The sequence below is a fragment of the Acidovorax sp. KPB24-07 genome, from assembly GCF_057543315.1.
This window is the reverse complement of sequence record NZ_BAAJYS010000340.1, coordinates 1-3,575: the sequence shown is the minus strand read 5'-3', so window position 1 is coordinate 3,575 and position 3,575 is coordinate 1. Positions and strand designations below refer to the sequence as shown.

Sequence of the window (3,575 nt, the reverse complement as noted above, 5' to 3'; positions counted from 1 at the left end):
GGCCTGGGGCGCCGCTGCGCTCGCGGTGCCGGGCCTGGCCAACGCGCAGCCGGGCGACAAGCCGCTGCGCGTGATCCTGCCGCTGTCGGCCGGCTCGGGCGCGGACGGCGCCATCCGCGCCATCAGCAACAGCCTGGCCAAGGCCCTGGGCCATCCGGTCGTGATCGAGAACCTGCCCGGCGCGGGCGGCATCACCGGCACGGCGCAGATCGTGCGGGCGCCGCGGGACGGGTCGGTGATCGGTGTCGTCTCGAACAACCACGTGGTGAACCCGGCCGTCTACAAGAACATTCCGTTCGATTCGCTGGCCGACATCACGCCCATCACCGTGCTGGGTGCCACGCCCTTCGTGCTGGTCGCCCATCCGTCGGTGCCGGCCAAGACCGTGCAGGAGCTGATCGCGTATGCCAGGGCCAAACCCGGCGTGCTGAACTACGGCTCGTCCGGCAACGGCACCATCCTGCACCTGGGAGCGGCGATGTTCGTGGACCAGGCGCAGGTGGACATCAAGCACATCCCGTACAGGGGCATGGGGCCGCTGATGAACGACATCCTGGGTGGACAGGTGCAACTGGGTGTCGTGGCCGTGGCGCCAGCCGCGGCGCACATCAAGGCGGGCGCGCTGCGCGCGCTGGGCGTCACCACCGCCGTGCGCGTGCCCACGCTGCCCAGCGTGCCCACCATCGCCGAGCAGGGCCTGTCGGGCTTCGAGCTGGAAGGGTGGATCGCCCCCATCGGCCCCACGGGCCTGCCCAAGGCCGAGGTGGCGCGGCTGTACAACGGCTTCAAGGCCGCCATGGAGATGCCCGAGGCGCGCGAGGCCCTGCTGGCCCAGGGCTACGACATCAAGCTCACACCGCCCGAGCAGGCGGCGGCGTTCTTTCGCAGCGAGGCCGCACGCATGGCGCAGGTGGTGAAAAGCGCGAACGTGAAGATGGACTGAAACGCAGCCGCCACGCACCGGCCTTCGCGCGGGCCGGCATGGCGCTCAGAAGGGGCCGCGCAGGCCCCGGTTCACGCGGTGCGTCGCGCCCCAGGCGCTGAAGCGACCTTGCGATGCGAAACGGGTCGCTCCGCCAGATCGATGCCGTTCGAATGCCTTCGGCGTTCACGCCCGCGCCCGCGCCCGCGTTCGGCGGGCGGCCGAGCCAGTCAACCTCCCTCCCGCCATCACGCCATCGCCGCCGTGTGACGGCAAGCCTGTCGGGGGGGCGCGCCCCCGTGGGCGACAGGCGTTTCATGTCGACGCCAAAGCCGGCCTCCAGCGGTGCCAGGCGCGCGGCACGCGACCCCTGGCCCGCGGGTCGCTGCGCCGGCGACCTCTGGGTAAAGATTTTGCAAATGCGATTCATTTTCAATTGGGCGCCCTAGAATTGCGGGTTTTCCCGGGCGCCGCCCTGTGCGGTGGCTCGCTCCCTGTCCCCCATCCGGCCCCTTCCGTTCCCGCATGACCCGCCCTCCGGACCCTCGCCGCCGCGCCCGCTGGCTCAAGACCCTGCATGAATGGCACTGGGTGAGTTCCGCCATCTGCCTCGTCGGCATGCTGCTGTTCGCGGTGACCGGGTTCACGCTCAACCACGCCGGCCAGATCGAGGCCAAGCCCCGGGTCACCAGCTTGCGGGCGACCGTGCCCGCACCGGTACTCCAGGCTGTGGCGCCCCCCGTCGGGCAGGCCCGCGCACCCTGGCCGCCGGCCCTGCAGGATTGGGCGCGGGCGCAGTGGTCCGTCGACACGGCAGGGCGCGAGGCCGAGTGGTCTGCCGACGAGGTCTATGTCTCGCTGCCGCGCCCCGGCGGCGACGCCTGGATCCGCGTGGGCCTGGCGGATGGCGAGGCCGAGTACGAACGCACCGACCGGGGCTGGATCTCCTACTTCAACGACCTGCACAAGGGCCGCAACACGGGCGCGGCATGGAGCTGGTTCATCAACGCCTTCGCCGCCGCCTGCCTGGTGTTCTGCATCACGGGCCTGTTCATCCTGAAGATGCACGCCGGCAACCGGCCCTTCACGTGGCCGATGGTCGGCCTGGGCCTGGTGCTGCCGGCCCTGCTGGCGTTCCTGTTTATCCACTGAACCGAAAGAGGAAAAATGCCCATGAAAAAGCATTTGCAGCTGCGCTACACCGTGGCGATGGGGGCCTGCCTGGGCGCGCCCGCCTTCGCGGCCGGGCTCGGCGTGGGGATCGAGATCCCGCGCCTGGACGTGGCCGAATACCACCGCCCGTACGTGGCCGTGTGGGTCGAGCGCGCCGATGCCACCGTGGCCTCCACCCTGGCCGTCTGGTACGACGTGAAGATGAAGGACGCCGAGGGCAGCAAGTGGCTCAAGGACATGCGCCAGTGGTGGCGCCGCACGGGCCGCGAACTGTCGGTGCCGATCGACGGCGTGACCAGTCCCACGCGCCCTGCCGGCAAGCACCTGCTGCAGTTCACCGAAGGCGCCAACCCGCTCGCCCGGCTGCCCGCCGGCAACTACAAGCTGGTGGTGGAGGCCGCGCGCGAGGTCGGCGGCCGCGAGGTGGTGACCGTGCCTTTCGCCTGGCCCGCCGCCAAGGGCGAGCCCCTGCGGGCCAAGGGCACCACGGAGTTGGGCGAGATCACGCTCGAACTCAAGCCCTGACCCGGCAAGCCCTTCACACACCATTCCCATCCGTCCGGAGTTTCCGCATGCATTCCAAGACCCCATCGCGCCTCGCCGCTGCCTGCCTCGTCGCCCTCTGCGGCGCGTTCACCTCCGCGCAAGCCCACAACGTGTGGCTGCTGCCGTCCACCACCGTGCTGTCCAAGGCCGAATGGATCACGGTGGACGCCGCGGTGTCCAACGACCTGTTCTTTTTCAACCACTTCCCGCTGGGCCTGGAAAACCTCACCGTCACCGCCCCCGACGGCAGTGCCGTGGCGCCCGAGAACGCCCACAAGGGCAAGCTGCGCAGCGTGTTCGACCTGAACCTCACGCAGACCGGCACCTATCGCCTGGCCGTTTTGAACGACGGCCTGTTCGCCACCTACAAGGACAAGGCCGGCCAGCCCAGGCGCTGGCGCGGCACGGCGGAAAAATTCGCGGCCGAGGTGCCTGCCGACGCCCAGGACCTCAAGGTCACGCAGTCGGCCGGGCGCATCGAAACCTACGTGACGGTGGGCAAGCCCAGCGCCGTGAAGGCCAGTGGCAAGGGGCTGGAGCTGGTGCCCGTGACGCACCCCAACGACCTGGTGAAGGGCGACAAGGCCACCTTCGCCTTCCACATCGACGGCAAGCCCGCCGCCGGGCTGGAGGTGGTGCTGGTGGCGGGTGCCACGCGCTACCGCGACAAGCAGGACGAGATCAAGGCCACCACCGATGCCAAGGGCGAGTTCAGCGTGACATGGCCGCAGGCCGGCATGTACTGGGTCGATGCCGATGCCAGGGACGACAAGGTGTCGCTGCCCCAGGCCAAGGAACGCCGCCTGTCGTACGTGGGCACGTTGGAGGTACTGCCCTGACCCCGTCCGCCCCCGTGCGGGTGCGCTATGCGGGCGTGCCGCTGCAGGGCGGTGGCCGCAGCAGCGCCACCACCGAAGTGCTGCCGACAGCGGCC

4 protein-coding genes are annotated in these 3,575 nt (G+C 70.0%); all 4 read left to right on the top strand.

What is annotated here, in order from left to right; translation table 11 throughout:
• Positions 1-943, top strand: a 943-nt coding sequence (locus AC27IQ_RS20505) for a Bug family tripartite tricarboxylate transporter substrate binding protein (RefSeq protein WP_487090592.1), incomplete at its 5' end; no start/stop codon positions are given.
• 504 nt (positions 944-1,447) lie between these two features.
• On the top strand, positions 1,448-2,074 hold the full coding sequence (locus tag AC27IQ_RS20500; protein WP_487090591.1) for a PepSY-associated TM helix domain-containing protein: 627 nt from the start codon (positions 1,448-1,450) through the stop codon (positions 2,072-2,074).
• 21 nt (positions 2,075-2,095) lie between these two features.
• Positions 2,096-2,620: a DUF2271 domain-containing protein gene (locus AC27IQ_RS20495; protein WP_317359737.1), complete on the top strand. Its 525-nt coding sequence runs from the start codon at positions 2,096-2,098 to the stop codon at positions 2,618-2,620.
• A gap of 47 nt (positions 2,621-2,667) precedes the next feature.
• Positions 2,668-3,480, top strand: coding sequence for a DUF4198 domain-containing protein (locus tag AC27IQ_RS20490; RefSeq protein ID WP_487090590.1), 813 nt, complete (start codon positions 2,668-2,670; stop codon positions 3,478-3,480).
• The last annotated feature ends 95 nt before the right edge of the window (positions 3,481-3,575 follow it).